We start from the raw sequence: 17,562 nt of genomic DNA, 5'->3' as shown, positions 1-17,562 counted from the left end.
AAAAGGCCGACTTTGCCGGCGGCACGCTGGTCTGCGCCTGCACCAGCAACCCGGTCAAGGTGAAGGTCAAGGGCCAGATCGCCCACAACCATGCCTGCGGCTGCACCAAATGCTGGAAGCCGGAAGGCGCGCTGTTCTCGGTCGTGGCGGTTGCCGGTACAAACGACGTGACGGTGACCGAAAACGGCGACAAGCTGAAGATCGTCGATCCGGGCGCGCTGATCCTGCGCCATGCCTGCACCGGCTGCGGCGTCCACATGCACGGCCCGGTCGAGCGCGACCACGCTTTCAAGGGGCTGTCCTTCATCCATCCCGAGCGCTTCCAGGAAGACGGCTGGTCGCCGCCGGGCTTCACCGCCTTTGTCTCTTCGATCATCGAGTCCGGTGTCGATCCGAGCCGCATGGACGGCATAAGGTCACAGCTGAAGTCGATCGGGCTCGAACCTTATGATTGCCTCAATCCAGGACTGATGGACTATATCGCCACCTGGACGGCCAAGAGATCCGGCGCGTTGCCGGCCTAGTAGCCGCTCGACTATCATCGATCGAGCCGGGCGACGCCGCCCGGCTCTTTCACATTTGGAACAACGATGCCCGCACCTGCTATTCTCGTCGATGCCGACGCCTGCCCGGTGAAGGCCGAGGTCGAAAAAGTCGCCGAGCGGCACGGCATCGTCGTCACCTTCGTCTCCAATGGCGGCTTGCGTCCGTCGCGCGATCCGATGATCCGCAATGTCGTCGTCTCCAAGGGCGCCGATGCCGCCGACGACTGGATCGTCGAAAATGCCCGGTCCAACGATATCGTGGTGACCGCCGATATCCCGCTTGCCGCGCGCGCGGTGGCGCTTGGCGCCCACGTACTTGGTCCGACCGGACGCCCGTTTACGCCCGAAACGATCGGCATGGCGGTGGCAATGCGCGATCTCAAGCAGCATCTGCGCGAAACCGGCGAAAGCAAGGGCTACAATTCGAGCTTCGCGCCGCAGGATCGCTCGCGGTTCCTAGGCGAGCTTGACCGCATCCTACGGCGAGCGCTGAAATCCGCGTCAGCGGACTGAAGGCCATGGCGACCGGTACCCCGACCAAGATGCCCATGCGACGCCACACGCCGTTCGCGGTGTCGGCCTGCATCGGCGCGGCAGCCTTTGGCGCCGCGCTGGTCTGGCGTGCGCCGCTTGCCTATTCGATCAGCGCCAATGTGTTCTTTGCCGCCTATCTCGTTCTTGTCATCGCCCACATGCCGCGGCTTACCGGCAGCTATCTGCGCAAGAATGCAGGCGACACGGACCTGCCGGTACTGGCCATCTTCGCGGTCACGCTGATTGTCGTCGCTATTGCCATCATTTCGTTGTTTCAATTGATCAACAGGGAGAAGAGCGCGGACACCGTCGACCTTACGGTGGCGCTGCTGTCTATCCCGCTTGGCTGGTTGACCATCCATGCGATGGCCGCACTTCACTACGCGCATATCTACTGGTTGGATGGCGATGCGATGGATGGCGACACAAAAAAGAAAATTCCGGTCGGCGGCCTCGACTTCCCGGGCGGCAAGCGGCCGGAAGGCTCGGATTTCCTCTATTTCGCCACGGTGATCGGCATGACGGCCCAAACCGCCGACACTAACATCACGACCTCGCAAATGCGCCGTGTCGTGCTTGTGCATTCGATCCTGTCGTTCTTCTTCAACACGGTCATCGTGGCAGCCGCGGTCAACCTCGCCGTCAGCCTCGGCAGTCCGTAATAAATCCGTGATCGGGTGAAACATCGCTTAGGCTGGCGACGTATTGGGAGGAGAAGAGATCTGACGAGGCCGCGACGAACGCGCGGCCGGAGGGAACAACAAATGGAATCGCTTGCCAGAAACCAAGCCGCCGGAGCAGATACCGCCGCGCCGAGTGATGCGACGCTGATCTATCGCCAGTCGCGCTGGACGCGGCTGACGCATTGGCTGTGGGCGATCGCGCTGTTCTTCATGCTGCTTTCCGGCCTGCAGATCTTCAACGCCCGCCCGCAGCTCTATATCGGCAAGGAGTCGGGTTTTGGCTACAACAACACCGTCTTCGCCATTGGCGCCGAGAATACGGCGACTGGCCCGCGCGGCTATACCGAAATCTTCGGCAAGCGCTTCGATACCACTGGCGTGCTCGGCTGGTCGGGTCCGGCCGGCCAGGAAACCTCCCGTGCCTTCCCGTCCTGGGCGACGATCCCTTCCTATTACGATCTCGGCACCGCGCGCGTCGTTCATTTCTTCTTTGCCTGGGTGCTGACCACCACGCTGCTGGTCTGGCTGGTCGCCAGCCTGATCAACGGCCATTTGCGCCGCGATCTTGCCCCGCGCCTCGATGATTTCAGGCGCTTGCCGCGAGACATTGTCGAGCACGCCAAGCTCAGGTTCCATCACACGCGCGACTACAACACGCTGCAGAAGATGGCCTATGGCGGCGTGCTTTTCGTGCTGCTGCCGCTGATGATCATCACCGGCCTTGCCATGTCGCCGAGCATGGATTCGGTGCTGCCGTTCCTGAATGATCTGCTCGGCGGCCGACAGACGGCGCGCACCATTCATTTCACGGTGATGCTGCTGCTCGTCGCCTTCTTCATTATCCACATCCTGATGATCCTGGCCGCCGGCCCGATCAACGAGCTGCGCTCCATCATCACCGGGTGGTACCGAACCGACCCGCCGGCGCATGGCGACAATGCGCCAGAGAGGAGTGCCTGACATGGCGAAATTCGAGACCAGCTCCAAGCTACAGATAAGCCGAAGAAAGTTCCTGACCTCGGCCAGCCTCGGCCTTTCCGGCATCATGCTGTCGGGCTGCGACGCCTTCGACAGCCAGCTGGGCGTCGGCGACAGCCTGCGCAGCTTCCTCGAAAGCGCCAATGGCCTGACCTGGCGGGCGCAGCGACTGCTTGCCGGCGCTGACGCGCTGGCGCCGGAGTTCACCGAGGCCGACATTCGCCAGCCACAGCGGCCGAACGGTGTCACCGCACCGGACGACGATTTCTACAAGGGCCTGCTCGCCAGCGATTTCGCCGACTGGCGGCTGGAGGTTTCAGGCCTGGTCGAAAAACCGCTGTCGCTGAGCCGCGAGCAGCTGATGAACATGCCGAGCCGCACCCAGATCACCCGTCACGACTGCGTCGAAGGCTGGAGCTGCATTGCCAAATGGACCGGCACGCCGCTGTCGCTGGTGCTCGATCAGGCAGTGGTCAAGCCGCAGGCGCGCTACGTCATGTTCCACTGCCTCGATACGATCGACCGCAGCCTTGCCGGCGACATCAAATATTACGGCTCGATCGACCTGGTCGATGCCCGCCATCCGCAGACGATCCTTGCCTATGGCCTCAACGGCAAGCCATTGCCGGTCGAGAACGGCGCGCCGCTGCGCGTCCGCGTCGAGCGCCAGCTCGGCTACAAGATGCCGAAATACCTCTACAAGATCGAGCTGGTCGACGGCTTCGCCAATCTCGGCGGCGGCAGAGGCGGCTATTGGGAGGACAATGGCTACGACTGGTACGGCGGCATCTGACCGAAACCTGACCCAAGCTTCATCTAACTGTCGTCGTCGCTGTCGTCGCCGTCGCTGCGCAGGGCCGGATTCAGGTCAGGATTATCGTCAGGGGTGACAAGCTTGCCCAGCCCGTGCGGTCCCTGGTAGTTGCCGTGGGTATCGAAGTTGGGGTTGCCCTGATTGTCGAATTGCGGCGTCGGATCGATCGATTGGTCGTAACGGCGCGGGCGCGGCTTCGGATAGTAATTATCGGAATGATGGCGATGCGAATTGCCGTTGTCGAGAATGGCGCCTACCACGCCGCCGACGATAATGGCTGCGGCGACGTCGCCAGCAGAGGGATTGCGGTCGGGGCCGGCGACTGCGAATTCGGCCGAGCAACCATTGTCGACCCAGATGCCGCCGCCGTCATAGCCCCAGCTTCTACCGTATACGCAACGCGCCTTCGAAAGCCTGGAGGTCAACTGCACGCCGCGGCGCGTATCGACCCCGCAATAGGAATAGCGGTAATCGGCGCTGGAGCAGACCACGCGTTTTGCCCCCGCAGCCTGCGCTGCCGCCGGCAGCAGCGAAAGCTTCGCCGGATTGCCCAGGATGCAAACCAGGAACATCATCGAACCGGTAACCGTCATCCGTGTCGACATCGCAACTCTCCATCAGGGTCCGCTATCGACAGAATGGCACCTCTGTGTAAATCTGACAACCGGACGGGCTCAGCGAGGTTATATTAATGCGCGCTAAGATGATCGCCACAACTATACTTGCCCTTTCTGCCTGGTTGGCTTTGTCGCTGCTGCCGGCCCGGGCGGACGACAGCCTCAAGCGCATCATCGACCAGAAGGCACTGACGATCGGCGTGGCGCTCAACCCGCCATGGATCCTCAAGAAGGCCGACGGGAAGTTGGCCGGCTATGATGTCGACCTGACCAGTGCGCTGGCGTCTGATCTCGGCGTCGACCTGAAGCTGGTCGAGGTGCCCTGGAACGACCTCAAGACAAGACTGCTCAAGGGTGATTTCGACATGATCGCGGCGGGCTACGCCAGCACGCCGGAACGCGCACGCGAGGTGGTGTTCTCCAACCAGACCGGTACCGCCGATATCCGTATGGTTGCGACGATCGCCAGCCTTGGGAAAAGGCCGGGAAAGGCAGTGGCGGCGCCGGGATACAAGATCGCCGTGCTGTCCAATTCCACCGATGAAGCCGCCGCGAAGGAAGCTTTTCCCAAGGCGACCATCCTGTCTTTCGACAATACCTCAGATGTTTTCGCCGCGATCATCGGCGGCGACGCACAGGCGATGGTCGCGACGTCGCCGACGCCGCAGATGGCCGCCAGGCTCTATGACGCGAAGTTGACGATGGTGGGCGGCCCGCTGTTGCGGACGCCGGAAGCGTTTGCGATGCGCCCGGACGATGTCCGCCTCATCCAATACGTCAACAACTGGATCGGCGCGCGCACCGCCGACGGCACCATAGGCGGCGTGCGCCGCTACTGGTTCGGCAGCTTCAAATGGATGTCGCGCTTCGAGACAGCTAAGTCCGAGCCCGCCAAGCAATAGGGTCGCGACCTGTTATGCAACCTTGTCGATCAGCGGCTTGAGCGCCGGATGGATTTCCGGCGAGGCGTGCTTGATCAGCGTCAGCAGCGCGCGCTCGTTCTCATGCAGCGGCCGGTCGCCGATGTGTTCAGCGAGCCATTTGGCCTCGCCGGCATCGACCGTCTCGGCGCGGCGGGCCAGAGCCTCGGCTGCCTTGTTCTTGGACTCCCACTCGGCTTCGATATCGCCGGGTGAGCGATAGGCTTCCATGATGCCGGACAGGCCGCCCGATACCATGCGGCTGAAGAACCCGCCGATCTCCGGATCGGCCTGCTCGAAGAACGAATCCCGGCGCAGCGCCACGTCGCGCACCGGCGGTTCGTAGCCGGCCGAACACATGACGAAATTGGCGATCGCCTTGACGAACAGATCGTTCCAGGACGGATCGTTGTCGCCCGCCGCTGTCCGCTCGTTGATCTCGAACAGCACCTCGGCCTCGGCGCGGCTGATGGCGATGTTGCCATCGCCGCCGTAGGCGTAAAGGATGCGGCGCAACAGCTCGACCTCAGCCTTGGCAATCGACCCAGGGATAAGCCTGCCGCCGGTCATCAGCGGCCCCTTGCCGTCCACGACCGCATGAGCGACCTGCTCCAGCGCATAGCTGGAAAGCGTGCTCGGCGATGATTTGGCAACTTCCAGCACATGCACCAGCAGCTCGAGTTCGGTCTGGCTGTCGACCATGCCGTCGCGCGAAATCGTCCGGATCAGCCAGTCGGCATTGTCTTGCGAAACATAGCCCGCCGGCTTTTCCTGGTGGACGATGAAATCGGTGACGGCCTCGACGAAAAACTCAAGCCATTCTGCGCATTTGTCCCTCGCCGTTGCATCCAGCGCAAACAGCGCCTCGGCCTCGCCGCGCGTTACCACGCCGTCGCCGAACACTTCGCCGCGCAGCATGACCACGTCTTCCGCCGTGATCCGATTTTTCGAGGTCAGCCCGGCCACCGGCGCGCTCATGATCAATTCGCCCATTTTGTTCCCCGCCCGCCGCCGGTAATTCCCGGCCCTTATGCGGTATATCGGCAAGGTCTTGAGAAACCGGCAAGCGGCGTGGTTAGCGAAGGCTTGCCTGTAAAGAAGGCCTGCAGAAGACTTGGCGTAAAAATGTCGCCGGCAGGTGACAAGGTGTCGTCCACGGGCTATGGATGACGAGTCGAGGGCTCCTGACCGAGTCCTACCTGTTTGTGGGAGAGAGCAGCGAGAGCTGCCGCCGAAGGGGAAATCGCCCGAAATCTCTCAGGCAAAAGAACCGTAGACGGGAAAGACACTCTGGAAAGTCGGGGCTTGCCCCCGCGCCGAAGGTGTAAGCGCTGCCGACAGAGTTACGGGGCGCGAGTCTCTCAGGCTTCAGACAGAGGGGCACGGACTGGTCGCCATTCGCGGCCGCTTGCGTGCGACTCTGGAGATGACATGACGGGCGACGATACCAAACACCTTCCCCTCGAAGATCTGCACATGGCAGCTGGTGCGCGCTTTGGCGCCTTCGCCGGCTGGTCGATGCCGCTGACCTATCCGGCCGGCGTGATGAAGGAGCACCTGCACAGCCGTGAGCATGCCGGCCTGTTCGACATCTCGCACATGAAGCTGTTCGAAATCAGCGGTACGGAGGCAGCAGCGCTTCTGAACCGCGCCTGCCCGTTCGATGCCGGCGCACTTGAGGTTTCCCAGTCCAAATACACGTTCTTCCTCAATGAGGCGGCCGGCATTCTGGACGATCTGATCGTCACCAGGCTCGGCGCCGAGCGCTTCATGATGGTCGCCAATGCCGGCAACGCCGCCGCCGACGAAAAGCATCTGCGCGCACTGGCCAAAAATTTCGATGCAGAGGGCGATTTCGATGTAAAAGTGGATGCGCTCGACCGCGTCTTCCTGGCCATACAGGGCCCCGAGGCGTGGGCTGCCCTTTCCCGCGCCGGCATCGAGACCGGTTCGCTGGTGTTCATGCACGGCATCGAGCCGCGCGAAAAATGGTTCATGAGCCGGTCCGGCTATACCGGCGAAGACGGCTTCGAGATCGGCCTGCCGGAAGCGGATGCAAGAAACCTCGTCGCCAGGCTGCTCGAGGACGAGCGGGTGATGTGGGTCGGCCTTGCCGCCCGCGACAGCCTGCGGCTCGAAGCCGGACTGTGCCTGCACGGGCTGGACATCACGCCGGAGATCGATCCGGCCAGCGCCGGGCTGATGTGGGCCATCCCCAAGGAGGTTCGCGCCTCTGGCGCCTTCATCGGCGCCGATGCGCTGCGCGCCATCCTGGAGCGTGGCCCGGCGCAAAAACGCGTCGGCCTGAAGCCGGAAGGCCGCCAGCCGGTGCGCGCCGGTGCTGCCCTTTTCGATGCTGACGGCAACCCTGCCGGCCATGTCACCTCAGGCGGCTTCGGCCCCTCGGCCGGTCATCCGGTCGCCATGGGCTACGTCCAGACGCCGCTTGCCAAATCCGGCGCAAAACTGTTCGCCGATGTCCGCGGGACGAAAATCCCGGTCGACATCCACCCCTTGCCCTTCACGCCCCATCGCTACCGCAAAGGATGATTTCAATGGCAAAGACCTATTTCACCGAAGATCACGAATGGCTGCGCGTCGAGGGCGGCATCGCCACGGTCGGCATCACCGATTACGCGCAGCAGCAGCTCGGCGATCTCGTCTTCGTCGAACTGCCGGAGCCGGGGAAGAAGCTGGCCAAGGGCGACACCGCCGTGGTGGTCGAATCGGTCAAGGCCGCATCGGACGTCTACGCGCCGGTCGACGGCGAGATCACCGAGGCCAACACCTCGCTGTCATCGGATCCTTCACTCGTCAATTCGGCGGCAACCGGCGACGGCTGGTTGTGGAAGATGAAGCTGGCCAATGAGCGCCAACTCGACGGACTCCTCGATGAAGCCGCTTACAAAGCCCATATTGGTTGATAGCAGGACCAGGAAGATGACCGCAGCACCCTACCCCTTCTCGGCTCGCCATATCGGCCCGGGCCTCCATGACGTCAGAGCCATGCTGGCGACGATCGGCGTTCCTTCGGTCGAGACCCTGATCAGCCAGGCAGTGCCGAAGTCGATCCGGCTCGACCGGCCGCTGGCCCTGCCCGCGCCCGCAAGCGAAGCGGAAGCGCTGGCCGAGCTCGCGGCGACGATGGCAAAGAACACGGTGCAGAAGAGCTTCATCGGTGCCGGGTATCATGGCGTCCACGTGCCGCCGGTGATCCAGCGCAACCTGTTCGAGAACCCGGCCTGGTATACGGCTTACACGCCTTACCAAGCCGAGATCAGTCAGGGCCGGCTGGAGATGCTGTTCAACTTCCAGACACTGGTGACGGAACTGACCGGCCTGCCGGTGGCATCGGCCTCGCTGCTCGACGAGGCGACGGCGGTGGCCGAAGCGGTTGGCATCGCGCTGCGCCATCATCGCGACAAGCGCACCAAGGTGGCACTGGCCGGCACGCCGCACCCGCAGACGCTGGACGTCGTGCGCACCCGCGCCGAGCCGCTCGGCATCGAGGTCGACGGCGAGGTGATCGACGACAACACCGCCGCCCTGCTGGTCTCCTGGCCCGATACATTCGGCGTCTACGGCGACCACAAGGCAGCGATCGACAGGGCCCGTGCTGCCGGCGCGCTGGTCGTCTTCATCGCCGACCCGCTTGGCCTGACGCTGACCGATGCGCCGGCCAGGCTTGGCGCCGACATCGCCGTCGGCCCGATGCAGCGTTTTGGCGTGCCGATGGGCTTTGGCGGGCCGCACGCCGCCTATTGCGCCGTCTCCGACAGGCTGACGCGGCTGATGCCCGGCCGGCTCGTTGGCCAGTCGACGGATAGCAAGGGCCGTCCTGGTTATCGCCTCGCTTTGCAGACACGCGAACAGCATATCCGCCGCGACAAGGCGACGTCCAACATCTGCACCGCACAGGCGCTGCTCGCCAATATGGCGACGGCCTACGCGATCTGGCATGGCCCTGCCGGGCTGCAGGCGATTGCCGGCCGCGTCCACACGCTGGCCAACCGCCTGGCTGCCGGCCTCAAGGCAGCGGGCGTTTCGGTGCTCGGCGACAGCCGCTTCGACACTGTGACCGTGAAAGTGAAGGGCAGAGCCGGCGCGATTGCCGCCGCCGCAGAAAAGACCGGCCGGCTGCTGCGCGTCATCGACACCGACCATGTCGGCATCAGCTTCGACGAGACCTCCACCGAAGCCGATCTGGAGGCGATCGCAGCGCTTTTCGGCGCCAAGGCCGGCGTTGCCGCCGGCAGTTCCATGCCCGGAAAAATGCGCGGCAAGGAGTTCCTCACCCAGCCCGTCTTCCGCGAAAACCACTCGGAAACCGACATGATGCGCTTCCTGCGCCGGCTGGCCGACAAGGACCTGGCGCTCGACCGCGCCATGATCCCGCTCGGCTCCTGCACCATGAAGCTCAACGCCGCCGCCGAAATGATGCCGGTGAGCTGGCCTGATGTCGCCAACCTGCATCCCTTCGCGCCGGCAAACCATTCGATAGGCTATCGCGCCATGATCGACGAGCTGGAAGGCTGGCTGGCCGAGATCACCGGCTTCGACGCGGTGACCCTGCAGCCCAATGCCGGCAGCCAGGGCGAATATGCCGGGCTGCTCGCCATTCGCGGCTATCATCTGTCGCGCGGCGAAGGCCATCGCACCGTCTGCCTGATCCCGTCCTCGGCGCATGGCACCAATCCGGCAAGTGCTGCCATGGCCGGCATGAGCGTCGTCGTCGTGCGCTGCACCGAGGACGGCAATATCGACATGGAAGACCTGCAGGCCAAGACGGCCGAGCATGCGCACAATCTTGCGGCGCTGATGTTCACCTATCCTTCGACGCATGGCGTCTTCGAGGAAGGCGCGCGCGACCTTTGTGCCCTCGTCCACAGCCATGGCGGCCAGGTCTATTTCGACGGCGCCAACCTCAACGCGCTGGTCGGCCTCGCCCGTCCCGGCGATATCGGCGCCGATGTCTGCCACATGAACCTGCACAAGACCTTCTGCATCCCGCATGGCGGCGGCGGCCCCGGTGTCGGCCCGATCGGCGTCAAGGCGCACCTGAAGCCATATCTGCCCGGCCACGTCACCGAAGGCTCGGCCCATGCCGTGGCGGCGGCACCGTTCGGCAGTGCCTCCATCCTGCCGATCACCTGGATGTATATCCGCATGATGGGCGCTTCCGGCCTGAAGCAGGCGACCGAGACGGCGATCATCTCCGCCAACTATGTGGCGACGCGGCTCGGCGAGCATTTCCCCCTGCTTTACAAAGGGCGCAACGGACGCGTTGCGCATGAATGCATCCTCGACACCCGCGTGCTCAAGGACAGCGCCGGCATCAGCGTCGACGATATCGCCAAGCGGCTGATCGACTATGGCTTCCATGCACCGACCATGTCGTTCCCGGTGGCCGGCACACTGATGGTGGAGCCGACCGAGTCCGAGCCCAAGCGCGAGCTGGATCGCTTCTGCGAGGCGATGATCGCCATAGCCGGCGAGGCAGCCAAGGTGGCGAAGGGCGAATGGCCGTTGGCCGACAATCCTCTAGTCAATGCGCCGCACACCGCCGCCGAGGCGTTGGCCGGCCAGTGGACCCATCCCTATTCGCGCCTGGAGGCGGCCTACCCCGCCGGCGATGCCGACACGGCGGCAAAATACTGGCCGCCGGTGTCGCGCATCGACAATGTCGCCGGCGACCGCAACCTTGTCTGCTCCTGCCCGCCGCTGTCGGAATATCTGGGTGCGGCGGAATAGATCATGATCCCGAAAAGTGGAATCCGGTTTTCGGACAAGATCGTGGGTCTAACAAGAAGATAGAAACCTCAATCAGGCAGAACGCAAGGCCGGCCCGTCGGCCTTGCTCGCCCGGTCCCGGACGACGACGCGATTTCTCCCGGCGCGCTTTGCCGCATAGAGTGCTGCGTCGGCTTCGGCCAGCACATCGTCGAGACCGGTGCCGTTTGTTCCGCCAAAGCCGATGCCGCCGCTGACTGTGCTTCGCAACGGACCGAGCTGGGTGGCCACGACTTCCGTGCCGAAGGCGACGCTGATCTTGCTCGCAATGTCATAGGCCTTCTCTTCCGTCATCCGCGACATGACGAGCACGAATTCCTCGCCGCCCAACCGGAAGGCGTCGACGCCGGTTCTGGCGTACTTCCTGATGACGCCGGCGAAGCAGCGCAGGACCTGGTCGCCGACCGGGTGACCGAATACGTCGTTCGTCCTCTTGAAATGGTCGAGGTCGAACATGGCGACGGACATGAACGGACCGAAGACCCGCTCGCCGTAGAGTGCCGTCAACGCCCGCCGATTCATCAGCCCGGTCAATGGATCGGTCATCGTCTCGGCCTTCAGTTCGATCTGCGCCTGCAAATGGTGCAGGGAGAGCGTCAATGCGCCGAGCCCGGTCATGCAGGCGACGGCCACGACGGAATTCACCCGCTCGGCCCAATTGTCGGGCGCAACACCCAGCACCCATTGGCCCGTGACCAGCAGGACCGCGCCGCAAAGTCCGAACGACAGCGCACAGACGCCGCTCAGGAACGAGACGACCAGCAATATCCGGCGATCGTGACCACCCTCAATCCAGAACATCGCCCCGATGAGCGAGAGCAGCGCCGTTACCGTCGCGTAGGTGACAATAATGCCGACACCATCAAACCCGAGATACGTCGCGCCCGCGCAAACAGCCATCGCAACCAAGGTCGGCAAGATGGCTCGCCTGTAGTCGCCTATGCCGAGATATTGCATAGCCGACAGGCAGATAATCAGGAAACCGAGGCTGAGAAGCGCAAGCACGATCTGGCAAAGCCAGGGGCTTGGATCTCTTGCGTAATGCCAAAACAACACGACATGTGCGACCAGCACGAGGATGCCGCAGGCCACCGTCAGCACAAAGCGTGCCTGTGGCGCGCTGAACCAGATCGCAAACATGGTGATGCTAAGGCACGTGCCCGACAGCGCCGCCGCGAGCAGAAGCGAACTGTAATCCAACATGCTTAAGCGACAGCCTCTTGAGGGTTCCACTGCATTCTAGGTCAGCGAGAGTTCGCGGATATCGTTTTTCAGCCAACCTTGCGGCGTAACCTTCGGACAAGGTTTACAAAGCGTCGATGCCCCAAGCTTCGACCCCATTTCCGCCGCTTGGCTGTCGAATGGTTTTGCAGTAAGAGGCTCTATCCTCGAACGTAACAGGAACCTCCGTCGCCTGCCCGCGAAAAGCGTGGCAGTATCGGGTGGTGATTCGCAGCATCGGAATCCAGGACCGGCATGGACGACAATAACGATCTTTTCGCCAAATTGGACAAGCAGCCGCAACCGGCTCGCGCCGCCGCGCGCCCGGCCGACCCGCTGGTGCAGGCGGCGAAGCGGCCGGCGCCCCGCGACGCCAGCGAGAGCTACAGTGCCGCCGATATCGAAGTGCTGGAGGGGCTGGAGCCGGTGCGCCGCCGCCCGGGCATGTACATTGGCGGCACCGACGACAAGGCGATGCACCATCTGTTCGCCGAGGTCATCGACAATTCGATGGACGAGGCGGTCGCCGGCCATGCGACCTTCATCGATGTCGAGCTTTCCGCCGACGGATACCTGTCCGTAACCGACAACGGTCGCGGCATTCCGGTCGATCCGCACCCGAAATTCAAGAAGCCGGCGCTCGAACTCATCATGACGACGCTGCATTCAGGCGGCAAGTTCGACAGCAAGGTTTACGAGACGTCCGGCGGCCTGCACGGTGTCGGCGTTTCCGTGGTCAACGCGCTGTCCGACCATCTCGAGGTCGAGGTCGCGATTGGGCGCAAGCTCTATCGCCAGCGCTTCTCGCGAGGCGTTCCGGTGACCGGCCTGGAGCAGCTCGGCGAGGTGCACAACCGCCGCGGCACGAAGATCCGCTTCCATCCAGACGAGCAGATTTTCGGCAAGGGTGCTGCTTTCGAGCCTGCGCGGCTCTACCGCATGGCGCGGTCAAAGGCCTATCTGTTCGGCGGTGTCGAAATCCGCTGGACCTGCGATCCGTCGCTGATCAAGGAAAAGGACACGACGCCGGCCAAGGCAGAATTCCATTTTCCGGGCGGCCTCAAGGACTATCTGAAAGCCTCGCTCGGCGACGAATTCCAGGTGACCCGTGAAATGTTTGCCGGCAAGAGCGAGAAGCAGGGCGGCCACGGTTCGCTCGAATGGGCGGTGACCTGGTTCGGCGGCGACGGTTTTATCAATTCCTATTGCAACACCATCCCGACCGCGGAGGGCGGCACGCATGAGGCCGGCTTCCGCAACGTCCTGACGCGCGGCTTGCGCGCTTATGCCGACCTGGTCGGCAACAAGCGCGCCTCGATCGTCACTTCCGAGGATGTGATGATCTCGGCGGCGGGCATGCTGTCGGTGTTCATCCGCGAACCGGAATTCGTCGGCCAGACCAAGGACAGGTTGGCGACGATCGAGGCGATCCGCATCGTCGAAAGCGCTATCCGCGACCCGTTCGACCATTGGCTGGCCGACAATCCGCAGGAAGCTTCGAAACTGCTCGAATGGGTGATCGCGCGCGCCGACGAGCGGGTGCGCCGCCGCCAGGAAAAGGAAGTGTCGCGCAAGAGTGCGGTGCGCAAGCTGCGCCTGCCCGGCAAGCTCGCCGACTGCACGCAGAATGCCGCCGCCGGTGCCGAGCTGTTCATCGTCGAGGGCGATTCGGCCGGCGGTTCGGCAAAGCAGGCGCGCGACCGCGCCAGCCAGGCGGTGCTGCCTCTGCGCGGCAAGATCCTCAACGTCGCCAGCGCCGGCAACGACAAGCTTGCCGCCAACCAGCAGATATCCGACCTCATCCAGGCGCTTGGCTGCGGCACGCGCTCGAGATATCGCGACGAGGACCTGCGTTACGACCGGGTCATCATCATGACCGATGCCGACGTCGACGGCGCCCATATCGCCTCGCTGCTGATCACCTTTTTCTACCAGGAGATGCCAAGCCTGGTCCGCGGCGGCCATCTCTATCTGGCGGTGCCGCCGCTTTATTCGATCCGGCAAGGCGGCAAGGTCGCCTATGCCCGCGACGACGCGCACAAGGACGAACTCCTGCGCACCGAATTCACCGGGCGCGGCAAGGTCGAAATCGGCCGCTTCAAGGGGCTGGGCGAAATGATGGCCGCCCAGCTCAAGGAAACCACCATGGACCCGAAAAAGCGCACGCTGCTGCGGGTCGACGTTATCGATGCCGAGGCGGCGACCAAGGATGCGGTCGACGCATTGATGGGGACCAAGCCCGAGGCCCGTTTCCGGTTCATCCAGGAACGCGCGGAATTCGCCGAGACGGAAGTGCTGGATATCTGAGCTCCCGCCGCTAGCTTGGCCTTCTGAGCTGGAGACGAGCACTTGACCTGGGCGCGGCTGAAGGACGATATCGGCACGCGGATCGCTGGCCTGACGCGGCCGACGCGCTCGGACTGGATCTTTGCCCTGCGCACCGTTTCGGCCGGCCTCATCGCGATATTGGCCGCCTATGCGCTGAAGCTCGACCACCCGCAATGGGCGATGATGACGGTGTTCATCGTCGCACAGCCGGTCGCCGGCATGGTGCTGGCGAAGGGGTTTTATCGTCTCCTCGGCACGCTTGCCGGCGCGCTGGCTGCGATCGGCATTACCACTGTTTTCGATGCCAACCCGTGGTTGCTGGTTGCAGTTCTTGCCGTCTGGATCGGCATCTGCTCGCTGGTCTCGTCGCTGCTACGCAATCCGGAAGCCTATGGCGCGGCGCTTGCCGGCTACACCGCGATGATCATCGGCCTGCCGGCTTTCGGCCAGCCGCACCTCGTCATCGATCTCGCCGTGGCGCGCTGCGCGGAAATCGTGCTTGGCATCATTTGCGCCGCGCTGAGCAGCCGTCTGATCCTGCCGAAACTGGCCGCCGACGCCATCATCTCAAGACTGAAACGCAGCATTCTCGACCTGGCGGCCTATGCGGACGGCGCTTTTTCCGGCGGCGATGCGGAAAAGCTTGCCGGGCTGCACCGCAAGCTGATCGGCGACGTCCAAACGCTCGGCGAGATGCGCACCTACGCAAGGCTGGAGGGGCCGAGCCTCGCCACCCGCGCCTATCCGGTCCGGCGTACCATCGGCCAGCTTCTGTCGGCCCTGTCAGCGGCGCGTGCGCTGCATGCCCACGCCGCGCCGAAGAATGCAGCCCTCATCCCCGTTCGCGCCGAGTTGCAGGCCGTTGTCGGCGAACTGGTAGCCAAGCCGGGCGCACTGGACGATACGGCGCCCTGGGTGGCGCGGCTCGACGCAATCGCCGGCAAGGCACGGCAGCGTGCGGCATCGCGCAATGCCGTGCGCGCGGCAATCGCCACGCTCCTGGTCGCCGGCTTCTGGCTGGCGACGAAATGGTCGGACGCGACCGGCACGGTCATTCTGGTCGCCGTTGTCTCCAGCCTGTTCGCCGCGCGCGCCGATCCGATCCGGTCGGCATGGAACTTCTTCGAGGGCACGTTGCTCGCCCTGCCCTTTGCGTTTCTCATCGGCCAGTTGGCGCTTCCGGCTTTGCCGGGCTTCGGATGGTTCATGGTCTTTGTCGTGCCGATCCTGGTGCCAGCGGCACTGGCCATGGCCAATCCGCGCTACGTCGGCGTGGCAACGGCCTTTGCGATCAATTTCCTCGCCTTCCTCAGCCCACATCAGGTCATGACCTACGATCCGGAGCCGTTCTTCGCCAATTCGGCAGCGGTCCTTGTCGGCATTCTTCTGGCGATCGGCGTCTTCGCCGTCGTGCTGCCCGCCGACCCCTGGGTTACAGTCAACCGCATCCTGCAAACCATGCGCGAAGATCTTGCACGCCTTTGCCTGCACGACCGCCTGCCGCGGCGATCGGCCTTCGAAAGCCTTGCCTACGACCGGATCAACCAGTTGATGCCACTGCTGCAGAACGCCGGCAAGAAAGGCGACGCGGTTCTCGGCGGCGGCATAGCTGCGGTTACCGTCGGCCTCGAAATCCTACGGCTGCGCAACGCGCAGCAAAGTTCCGCGATCCCGCCTGAAACAGCACTTTCCATCGCCAATTTCCTGCGCGGTCTGGCACGCGAGCTGCTGTTCAGGCGGCCCGGCGAGCCGCAGACGGCGACCGTCGCAGTCGCCAGGCAGTATGCAGCAGGCATCGCGGAGCGCAGCGTCGCGGCCGAAATGCTGCAGATCGCCGCTTCGCTGCGCATCATTGCCGCCGCGATCGAGGATTTTCCGGATTTTTTCGCGAAGGACCGGGTTTAGGCAGCAGCGATCGCCAGCGCGTGCCCGCGTGCGTTCTCGCGCAGCGCGTCGAGATGGATCGATTTGACCAGCCCGGCGAGATCGCCTTCTGCGGACTGTCCGCCCAATTCCTTCAGCATCAGCCAGCTGACTTCCTGGACGCCGGCGAGGCGTTTGCCATTGGCGACCTCGCGCCAGACCTTCAGCGCGCGCAGAATGATGGCGTGGGTGGCGGCGGCAAGCCCGGCGCTGCGGAACAGTGCCTGCAACGCTATGTCATGCCCGCCGGCCAGCAGTGCTCTCACCCGTTGTTCGGACTGTTGGCTGAGCGCGACCAGCGCCGAACCAAAGAAGTCGACCTTGCCGTGCGCAATGGTGCGGACGACGAAGCTTGCGGTCAGGTCGCCGCGCAGGCGCAGATGTTCGACAAGTGCGGTATGTTCCTCTGTCCGCGTGCCTTCGATCAGCGTCACCGAAGCCTTGATGCAAGCATCGCGCGTGACGCGCTCGGCCCTGGCGGCGCCCATCAGCGCCAGCACCAGCGGCGACCCCTTGAGCATCTCCCCGAGCTTGACCAGCAGCGTATGCCGGCAATCGGCGGGCAGCCGGGTGTCGGCGATCAGCGCCTCGCGCACCAGAGGCAGATGGCCGTGCCGCTCGGCCATGCGGCGAAAGCTGACGGATGCGATGTCGGCGCCGCTGTTGGCGAGCAGCGTGGCGCAGGCTTCCGGCTCGCCGATCTCGGCGATCGCCGCCGCAACCGACATCGAGACGCGTGGCCGGTCGGCGATCACCTTCTGCGTCGCCTTCTGGCCGCCGGCAACCCGATCGATCAGGTCGGCATCGGTGAGCAGCGGCGAGCGCGCCAGCACCAAGGCTGCGACTTCCGGCTGGTCCGAGGCCAGCGCGCTGACGATCTGCGGCGGCGCATGATGGCTCATGGAAAGCGCGTCGGCGATCGCCGCCCGCACCTTCGACGATACGTCATCGAGCAGCAACGTCAGCGCCGCCTCGGCAGCGCAGCGGTCCTCGAAAGGCAGCTCCGAGTCGACATAGGCGCGAGCCAGCGCGCTTGCCGCCGCAGCACGCTCCGACACCTTCGCCGTATGGATCCATTTCAGGAAATGCGAAACGACCATGTCGCCTGCTTACGCCCCTTGCCAGAACGCTTCTGACCCTGGCGGAGACCGTAGGCACAAATGGTTTACGAACGGTTCACCATGTTCGTTAACTGGCTTGCGAGCCCGG

At 63.9% G+C, this 17,562-nt stretch carries 15 protein-coding genes and 1 riboswitch; of the genes, 11 read left to right on the top strand and 4 right to left on the bottom strand.

Features of this window, described 5'->3' with window-relative positions; all coding sequences use genetic code 11:
* The 5 genes from gfa to NKI97_RS10995 form a co-directional block, all read left to right on the top strand.
* Nucleotides 1-524 (top strand): S-(hydroxymethyl)glutathione synthase (gene gfa / locus NKI97_RS11015; protein ID WP_352834023.1); only part of this gene is annotated, 524 nt, incomplete at its 5' end.
* A gap of 66 nt (nt 525-590) precedes the next feature.
* On the top strand, nt 591-1,058 hold the full coding sequence (locus tag NKI97_RS11010; protein ID WP_352454435.1) for a YaiI/YqxD family protein: 468 nt from the start codon (nt 591-593) through the stop codon (nt 1,056-1,058).
* Nucleotides 1,059-1,063: 5 nt separating this feature from the next.
* Complete coding sequence (locus NKI97_RS11005) at nt 1,064-1,741, top strand: DUF1345 domain-containing protein (protein ID WP_352834020.1); 678 nt, start codon at nt 1,064-1,066, stop codon at nt 1,739-1,741.
* Nucleotides 1,742-1,843: 102 nt separating this feature from the next.
* Nucleotides 1,844-2,722: a cytochrome b/b6 domain-containing protein gene (locus tag NKI97_RS11000; RefSeq protein WP_352454437.1), complete on the top strand. Its 879-nt coding sequence runs from the start codon at nt 1,844-1,846 to the stop codon at nt 2,720-2,722.
* A gap of 1 nt (nt 2,723) precedes the next feature.
* Nucleotides 2,724-3,533, top strand: a complete 810-nt coding sequence (locus NKI97_RS10995) for a molybdopterin-binding protein (RefSeq protein ID WP_352834017.1) — start codon at nt 2,724-2,726, stop codon at nt 3,531-3,533.
* A 23-nt stretch (nt 3,534-3,556) separates the two neighbouring features.
* Here NKI97_RS10995 and NKI97_RS10990 read toward each other — a convergent pair whose 3' ends face one another.
* Nucleotides 3,557-4,159 (bottom strand): DUF3011 domain-containing protein, encoded by a 603-nt coding sequence (locus tag NKI97_RS10990; protein ID WP_352451338.1) that lies wholly within the window; start codon nt 4,157-4,159, stop codon nt 3,557-3,559.
* A gap of 98 nt (nt 4,160-4,257) precedes the next feature.
* Here NKI97_RS10990 and NKI97_RS10985 point away from each other — a divergent pair, with 98 nt between their 5' ends.
* The gene (locus NKI97_RS10985) at nt 4,258-5,073 is read left to right on the top strand and encodes a transporter substrate-binding domain-containing protein (protein ID WP_352744585.1); all 816 of its coding nucleotides are present in this window, start codon (nt 4,258-4,260) and stop codon (nt 5,071-5,073) included.
* A 12-nt stretch (nt 5,074-5,085) separates the two neighbouring features.
* Here the strand turns inward: NKI97_RS10985 and NKI97_RS10980 are convergent, their stop codons facing one another.
* A complete protein-coding gene (locus tag NKI97_RS10980) occupies nt 5,086-6,084 on the bottom strand; it encodes a hypothetical protein (protein WP_352451341.1) in 999 nt (332 codons plus the stop codon).
* Between the two features lie 203 nt (nt 6,085-6,287).
* Nucleotides 6,288-6,374: riboswitch (glycine riboswitch) on the top strand.
* Between the two features lie 148 nt (nt 6,375-6,522).
* On the opposite strand from NKI97_RS10980, the gene gcvT reads away from it, so the two are divergent.
* The 3 genes from gcvT to gcvP are packed head-to-tail and all read left to right on the top strand — an operon-like array spanning nt 6,523 to nt 10,842.
* Nucleotides 6,523-7,641 (top strand): glycine cleavage system aminomethyltransferase GcvT, encoded by a 1,119-nt coding sequence (gene gcvT / locus NKI97_RS10975; protein WP_352834014.1) that lies wholly within the window; start codon nt 6,523-6,525, stop codon nt 7,639-7,641.
* Nucleotides 7,642-7,646: 5 nt separating this feature from the next.
* Nucleotides 7,647-8,015, top strand: a complete 369-nt coding sequence (gene gcvH, locus NKI97_RS10970) for a glycine cleavage system protein GcvH (protein WP_352451343.1) — start codon at nt 7,647-7,649, stop codon at nt 8,013-8,015.
* Nucleotides 8,016-8,031: 16 nt separating this feature from the next.
* On the top strand, nt 8,032-10,842 hold the full coding sequence (gcvP, locus tag NKI97_RS10965) for an aminomethyl-transferring glycine dehydrogenase (RefSeq protein ID WP_352834011.1): 2,811 nt from the start codon (nt 8,032-8,034) through the stop codon (nt 10,840-10,842).
* A gap of 72 nt (nt 10,843-10,914) precedes the next feature.
* On the opposite strand, the gene NKI97_RS10960 is transcribed toward gcvP, so the two are convergent.
* The gene (locus NKI97_RS10960; protein ID WP_352744591.1) at nt 10,915-12,084 is read right to left on the bottom strand and encodes a GGDEF domain-containing protein; all 1,170 of its coding nucleotides are present in this window, start codon (nt 12,082-12,084) and stop codon (nt 10,915-10,917) included.
* A gap of 273 nt (nt 12,085-12,357) precedes the next feature.
* On the opposite strand from NKI97_RS10960, the gene parE reads away from it, so the two are divergent.
* Together parE and NKI97_RS10950 are read left to right on the top strand one after the other, a co-directional pair.
* Nucleotides 12,358-14,409 carry a DNA topoisomerase IV subunit B gene (gene parE, locus NKI97_RS10955; protein ID WP_352737122.1) on the top strand — a complete coding sequence of 684 codons (2,052 nt, stop codon included), beginning with the start codon at nt 12,358-12,360 and terminating at the stop codon, nt 14,407-14,409.
* A 42-nt stretch (nt 14,410-14,451) separates the two neighbouring features.
* Nucleotides 14,452-16,335 carry an FUSC family protein gene (locus NKI97_RS10950; RefSeq protein WP_352834008.1) on the top strand — a complete coding sequence of 628 codons (1,884 nt, stop codon included), beginning with the start codon at nt 14,452-14,454 and terminating at the stop codon, nt 16,333-16,335.
* Here NKI97_RS10950 and NKI97_RS10945 read toward each other — a convergent pair.
* On the bottom strand, nt 16,332-17,453 hold the full coding sequence (locus NKI97_RS10945; RefSeq protein WP_352451348.1) for a DUF2336 domain-containing protein: 1,122 nt from the start codon (nt 17,451-17,453) through the stop codon (nt 16,332-16,334). The genes NKI97_RS10950 and NKI97_RS10945 overlap by 4 nt on opposite strands.
* Nucleotides 17,454-17,562: the final 109 nt, after the last annotated feature.

Origin of the sequence: Mesorhizobium sp. M0296 (assembly GCF_040321675.1) — a bacterium.
GTDB lineage: Bacteria > Pseudomonadota > Alphaproteobacteria > Rhizobiales > Rhizobiaceae > Mesorhizobium.
This window is presented reverse-complemented; position numbering and strand designations above follow the sequence as displayed.